Annotated in this window: 8 protein-coding genes; 7 read left to right on the top strand and 1 reads right to left on the bottom strand. The window is 55.7% G+C overall.

Annotated elements, in window-relative coordinates; genetic code table 11:
* Positions 1–194: 194 nt before the first annotated feature.
* Positions 195–356: a rubredoxin gene (locus tag HMPREF9163_RS10845; RefSeq protein WP_009441845.1), complete on the top strand. Its 162-nt coding sequence runs from the start codon at positions 195–197 to the stop codon at positions 354–356.
* Positions 357–474: 118 nt separating this feature from the next.
* On the opposite strand, the gene HMPREF9163_RS12620 is transcribed toward HMPREF9163_RS10845, so the two are convergent.
* Positions 475–600, bottom strand: a complete 126-nt coding sequence (locus tag HMPREF9163_RS12620; RefSeq protein WP_232296703.1) for a secretion protein HlyD — start codon at positions 598–600, stop codon at positions 475–477.
* A gap of 60 nt (positions 601–660) precedes the next feature.
* On the opposite strand from HMPREF9163_RS12620, the gene putP reads away from it, so the two are divergent.
* The 6 genes from putP to argS all read left to right on the top strand — a co-directional run bounded on the left by putP (position 661) and on the right by argS (position 6107).
* Positions 661–2133, top strand: coding sequence for a sodium/proline symporter PutP (gene putP, locus HMPREF9163_RS10840; RefSeq protein ID WP_037347077.1), 1473 nt, complete (start codon positions 661–663; stop codon positions 2131–2133).
* A 67-nt stretch (positions 2134–2200) separates the two neighbouring features.
* Entirely contained in the window at positions 2201–2566 is a 366-nt protein-coding gene (locus HMPREF9163_RS10835; protein ID WP_009441842.1) for a VOC family protein, read from the top strand.
* A 66-nt stretch (positions 2567–2632) separates the two neighbouring features.
* Positions 2633–3496 carry a response regulator gene (locus HMPREF9163_RS10830; RefSeq protein ID WP_009441841.1) on the top strand — a complete coding sequence of 288 codons (864 nt, stop codon included), beginning with the start codon at positions 2633–2635 and terminating at the stop codon, positions 3494–3496.
* 3 nt (positions 3497–3499) lie between these two features.
* Positions 3500–3964 carry a chemotaxis protein CheX gene (locus HMPREF9163_RS10825; protein ID WP_009441840.1) on the top strand — a complete coding sequence of 155 codons (465 nt, stop codon included), beginning with the start codon at positions 3500–3502 and terminating at the stop codon, positions 3962–3964.
* A gap of 36 nt (positions 3965–4000) precedes the next feature.
* Entirely contained in the window at positions 4001–4432 is a 432-nt protein-coding gene (locus HMPREF9163_RS10820; RefSeq protein ID WP_037347075.1) for a DUF1934 domain-containing protein, read from the top strand.
* Positions 4433–4448: 16 nt separating this feature from the next.
* Entirely contained in the window at positions 4449–6107 is a 1659-nt protein-coding gene (argS, locus tag HMPREF9163_RS10815; RefSeq protein WP_009441838.1) for an arginine--tRNA ligase, read from the top strand.
* Positions 6108–6117 lie beyond the last annotated feature (10 nt).

Genomic DNA, 6117 nt, shown 5'->3' with positions numbered 1-6117 from the left:
CCAATCTGACGGACTTCATTTTATCAGCGATTCCGTAAAAATTTATAAATTTTTTTCAAAACCCCTAGCCAAAAGACAAAATATGTTGTAATATAATAATTGTTATTGGGTAGTAACTTATACATAAGTCTAATCTCCCGATACATCTGTGTGTTATGTTTTAATTGTGTGTATTATATTAAGGAGGGCTTCCCGTGAAGACATGGGTTTGTACGGTTTGCGGCTGGGTCTATGATGAGGCGGTCGGCGACGCCGACTACGATCTCGCCGCAGGTGTGGCGTTTGAGGATCTGCCGGAGGATTTTGTCTGCCCGCTCTGTGGCGTGGATAAGTCTCTGTTTGAACAGCAGGAGTAACGTCGTCCATCTAGGAGAGCAACCCCGCGCATGCGGGGTTTTTTCATGCCAAAGAGCGCGAGCTCCCGAAAAATTTTGCTTTTCGGGCAAAAATCTCGTATAATGAACGTCATATTGTTTAAGGAAGCACTGATAAATTCAGCCCGATCATCTTGGAGCATCTTTTTCGCCCTCTCTGCGTCGACAAATCCTCCACATAGCTTTTGCTATGCGTCCGGTTTGTCTCCTTGACAGGACAAAAAATCTACACCAATCTGACGGACTTCATTTTATCAGCGATTCCTTGCTAACGGGGGATTTGTCTTTGGCAGAGCAAATTGAAATCAGCGTCATCTTCCTTGTCTATATGCTCGTGATGATGGGGATTGGCGTCTATTACTATCGGCGTACGCGCAATATGAGCGACTACTTTCTTGGCAATCGGAAACTCGGCGCATGGGTGACCTCGATGAGCGCCGAGGCATCGGATATGTCGGGGTGGATGCTCATGGGGCTGCCTGGATTTGCATATGTGGCAGGGCTCAATGCGGGCTGGATTGCCCTCGGTCTTGCACTCGGTACATGGGCGAATTGGCAGTTCATTGCGGCGCGCCTGCGCGTCTATACGGAGCTTGCGAACAACTCGCTGACGCTGCCGGATTTCTTTGAGAATCGGTTCTTTGCGACATCGGGTGCACTGCGCATCGTGCCGGCAATCTTCATTCTGATCTTCTTCATTCTCTATACGTCTTCGGGATTCGTGGCGGCGGGGCGTCTCTTCGAGACGATCTTTCAGCTGCCGTATTTCACGGCTCTCATTGCAGGCGCGGCTGTGGTCGTCTTCTATACGCTTGTTGGCGGCTTCCTTGCCGTCTCGCGCACGGATTTCATCCAGGGCGTGATGATGTTCTTCGCGATCCTCGTGGTGCCCGTGGGTGCTGCCGTCATGCTCGGCGGCTTCACGGCGACGGCGGAGCTGATCTACATGGAGCACGCCTCGTTCTTTTCGCCGCTGACAAAGGTGGACGGGAGTACGCTCGGAGTCATTGAATTCATTTCTCTCATGGCATGGGGCATCGGCTACTTCGGACAGCCGCACATCCTCGTGCGCTTCATGGCGATTCGTCATGCGGAGGAGCTGCCGCAGGCGACGCGTATTGCAATGGTGTGGGTGGTGATCTCGCTCTCCGCTGCGATTCTGGTCGGCATGGTCGGTGCAGTCTATCTCAGGACACCCCTTGAGGGGACGGCGGCAGAGACGGTGTTCCTCGCGATGGCGGGCGAGCTCTTCCCGCCCATTGTGGCAGGGCTGATCCTCGCGGCGGTGCTTGCGGCAATCATGAGTACAGCCTCTGCGCAGCTGCTCGTTGCGGCATCGGCGTTCGCGCAGGATATCTATCGGCGCAGCTTCCGCCCGCATGCACAGCAGGTGGAGCTCGTCTGGGTGAGCCGCTTGTCCGTGCTTGCGATTGCGGCGGCGGCGATCTACCTCGGACTGAGTCCCGATAACTTTATTCTCGATATGGTGGCGTACGCATGGGCGGGCTTCGGTGCATCCTTCGGCCCTGCGCTCCTCATGTGTCTGTTCTGGCGGCGTACGACGGAGCGCGGTGTGCTTGCGGGGATTGTGACGGGCGGCATTACGGTGCTCGTCTGGAAGCAGTTTGCGCTCTTTGGTCTCTATGAGATTGTGCCGGGCTTTTTGCTCGGACTTCTTGCGATCTACATTGTGAGCAAGCTCGATCGGGAGCCCGCACCTGAGGTGACGGAGCTCTTTGACCGCGTAGACCGCACGTAATTATTGTGTTTGTTACTGCATATGCAGTGTTTCCGAGATACAATGTGTTTTTGGTTGGGAGGACAGGATGTCATTTACGTTTACGCACGTGAATTTCAATGTGCTTGATCTTGCACGCAGCATGGACTTCTATGAGAAGGCATTCGGCTTTCGTGAGAAGCGCCGCTTGGAGGCTGAGGGATTTACGCTCGTCTACCTCTGGGATGGCGTGACAGATTTCGAGCTCGAGTTGACGTATCTGCATGCGCGCACGGAGCCGTACGATCTTGGGGAGAAGGAGTTCCATCTCGCGCTCTATACGGACGATTATGCTGCAGCACGCGCAAAACATGCGGAGATGGGCATCATCTGCTATGAAAATGCGGAGATGGGCATCTATTTCGTTGAAGATCCGGACGGGTACTGGGTGGAAGTTTTGCCAAAAAACATGTGACGAACGCCGTTGTTTCGTGTATAATAGGGAATACATGTAACAGTCCGTAAAAGAGGGTGAGTTTGTATGGGGAAATTACGGGTGCTGATTGTGGATGACTCCAAGATCAGCCGCGTGATGATTGCTGAAAATCTAAGGGATACGGATTTCGAGGTCTGCGGTATGGCGGCAGATGCGGTAGAGGCACTGCGCCTTTACACGGAGCTGCATCCGGATCTTGTGACAATGGATATGAATCTGCCAGATGCAAATGGGTTGGAGTGCAGCAAACGTATTCTTGCGGCGGATGCGCATGCAAAAATTCTGATGATCAGTGCGATGAAGGATCTGAATCTCATCACGCAGGGAAAGGCTGTCGGAATCCGCGCATTTTTGCAAAAGCCGGTGTCGAAGTCGGATCTTGTGGACACGCTCCATCTCATCTGTGAGTCTGCGGTGAGTCAGGAGTCGGCGTTTCGTGAACTCTATGCCAAGCCCTTTGGGCGAGGCCTCCAACAGGGACTCGCAGGACTTCTCGGCATGGAGGGGGAGGTCGAGATTGAGCCGTATGATTCGCGCTCACTCGATGTGAGCGGTGTTGCCGTCATTATCGGCATTACGGGATTCACGACAGGCCGTGCGATTTTCTATATGGATGAGTCTGTAATCAAGCTGTTCGCGATGCACATGCTTGGACGTGCGCCTGTGGAAGAAGTCGATGATGTCGAGGCGGTGGATGCCGTCGAGGAGGCGGCGAACATCCTCGCGGGACGTGCCGTATCGAAGATCAACAACGTACTTGAGGGAAAGGAACTGCGCCTGACACCGCCGGGGACGATTCATGGGTCTCAGGTGCATATTGTCAGCCCACGTATGACGACGTTCTGCATCAGCATACGGCTGCCAATTGGAATGGTGCGGATGAATGTGGGCTTTGCAGAGGGAGAGTAGTAGATGGATGCAAAACTGATCAATCCTTTTGTGGATGCCTTTACAACGGTCATGCCGATGCTGGGGTTCCCCGAGCCGACGCGGACAAAACTCTATGCCGCATCGGATCGGGTCAAGAGTCACGGGGTATCGATGCTGGTCGGCTTTACGAAGCAGATCCGCGGGAATGTCGTCTACAATATGAGTGAGGATACGGCAAAGTTCATTGCCTCTCAGATGATGATGGGCATGCCGGTGGAGTCGTTTGACGAGATGGCGCAGAGTGCGATCTCTGAGCTCAGCAACATGCTGACGGCGCACACGGCGACGAATATCACGGGGCTGGGTCTCGACGTTGACATCTCCACGCCATCTCTGAGCGTGGGCAAGGATTTCGATGTCAAGATCAGCGATGGGCAATACCTCGTTGTGGAGATGAATTTGAGCGGTCAGATGGTGGATCTCGCGATTGCCGTCGATCAGAATTAGGCTATGCAGGACACTTTTTGTCGGAGGGACGATTCGATGAAGGGTGCGGAGCAGGTACGTGTCTTCCTCGACGGGAGGCAGGTGGATGCTGCGGGCGAGGAGAGCCGCATTGCGCTGTCCGTTACCGGACGGCGTTTTTTGCGTGGTGAGAGCCACTATGTCAGCTACGATGATGCGACGCTGATTGATGGTGAGACCGTTCCGTCGGTTCTGCGGATCGGCGCGGCGGGGGTTATGCTCCAGCGTCGCGGCGTTGTACGCTGGACGCAGCATTTTTCCGCAGGTGAGGAGCGCTCGAGCAACTACCGTACGCCGTACGGCACATTTCTCATCAAGACGGATACGCGCCGCCTGCGCATGCGTACATTTGCGGACGGGCGGGAGGAGATATATCTCTTTTATACACTCTATGTGGATGGCGTGCGTCAAAGTGACAATACGCTCGAGATACGGATCGAACCTATGTAAAGGAGTAATAACGAAGGTGGATATCAAGCAGCAGATCGAGCAGGCGCTCATACGCGCAGTAGAGGCAGCTGTGGCGGCGGGAGAGCTGCCGGAGGGCGACGCACTCCCTGCAATTCTTCTGGAGGAGCCGCCCGAGAAGGAGCTCGGCGACTTTGCGACGAATTTTGCAATGCAGTCCGCACGCGTCTTTCGTCAGCCGCCGCAGAAGATTGCAGCGGCGATTCAGGCGCATCTTGCGGGTGATTGGCTCGATCGCGCGGAGGTCGCAGGCCCCGGCTTCATCAATCTCTATCTCAAAAAGTCGGTGATTGCCGATACTCTGCGTGCCATTCTTGCTGCAGGGGAGGACTATGGTACGCTGCCATCGCAGGATGCGCCGCGTATTCAGGTGGAATATGTCAGCGCGAACCCGACGGGTCCTCTGCACGTAGGACATGGGCGCGGCGCAGCCGTCGGCTCGGCGCTTGTGAATCTGCTGCGCACGGCGGGATATGCTGTGGACAGCGAGTACTATGTGAACGACGCAGGCAATCAGATGAATCTCCTCGCTGTGTCGGTGAATGCACGCTATTTGGAACTCCTTGGCAAAGAGGTGGAATTCCCCGAGAATGGCTACCACGGTGCGGATATCGTGGAGACGGCGCAGCGGATCATTGACCGCGAGGGGGATAGGTATCTCGCACTGCCCGAGGAGGAGCGTCTGCAGCTCTTTCAGGATGTCGCCTACCGTGAGAAGCTTGCGGCGCTTGAGGAGGATCTGGCGGATTTCGGCGTGACCTTCGATCGCTGGTACAGCGAGCGCACACTGCATCCCGATGCCGTGCGTCGTGTGGTGGACACGCTGCTCGAGCGCGGGAAGGCATACGAGAAGGACGGCGCAGTCTGGCTGTGCTCGACGGACTACGGAGATGACAAGGATCGCGTGATCTTCCGCGATAACGGCGTACCGACCTATCTCGCAGCAGACATCGCCTACCACGACGATAAATACGAGCGCGGCTACGGACGCCTCATCAACATATGGGGCGCGGATCACCACGGCTATGTGGCGCGTGTCAAGGCGGCGATGGCGGCACTCGGACACGATCCCGAAGTGCTCACGGTACTCCTCCTGCAGATGGTGAGCCTCTACCGTGATGGAGAGCTCGTGAAGCTGAGCAAGCGCACGGGTGAGACGGTCACACTGCGCGAGCTGATGGAGGAGGTCGGCGTCGATGCAGCGCGCTACTTCTTCCTCATGCGCTCGCTCGACAGTCAGCTTGATTTCGACCTCGACCTTGCCAAGAAGAAGTCCAATGAGAATCCCGTTTACTACATCCAGTATGCGCATGCGCGCATCTCGAGCATCTTCCGTCAGGCGGATGAGGCGGGGATTGCCGTGCGGGATGGGGCAGAGCTCGAGCTCCTGACGGACGAGACGGAAATCGCACTCATCAAGAAGCTCGCCTCCTACCCCGAGGAAATCGCGCGCGCAGCGACGGATTATGCTCCGCAGCGCATTGCACGTTACAGTCATGAACTCGCGAGTGCATTCCACTCGTTCTACAATAAATGCCGCATTGTCGGACAGAAGCCGGCTCTCGCCTCTGCGCGCCTCGCCCTTGTGCTTGCGACAGGGCGCGTGATTCGCCACAATCTCGGTGTGCTCGGGGTCTCGGCACCGGAGAAGATGTAAGCGCCGCTTG

The sequence above is a fragment of the Selenomonas sp. oral taxon 138 str. F0429 genome, from assembly GCF_000318175.2.
Taxonomy (GTDB): Bacteria; Bacillota; Negativicutes; order Selenomonadales; family Selenomonadaceae; genus Centipeda; species Centipeda timonae.
This window is presented reverse-complemented; position numbering and strand designations above follow the sequence as displayed.

Coding starts and splice junctions, on each gene's coding strand:
- HMPREF9163_RS10825 (WP_009441840.1), top strand. CDS start 3,500: ATGGATGCAAAACTGATCAATCCTTTTGTGGATGCCTTTACAACGGTC.
- HMPREF9163_RS10820 (WP_037347075.1), top strand. CDS start 4,001: ATGAAGGGTGCGGAGCAGGTACGTGTCTTCCTCGACGGGAGGCAGGTG.
- HMPREF9163_RS10830 (WP_009441841.1), top strand. CDS start 2,633: ATGGGGAAATTACGGGTGCTGATTGTGGATGACTCCAAGATCAGCCGC.
- HMPREF9163_RS10835 (WP_009441842.1), top strand. CDS start 2,201: ATGTCATTTACGTTTACGCACGTGAATTTCAATGTGCTTGATCTTGCA.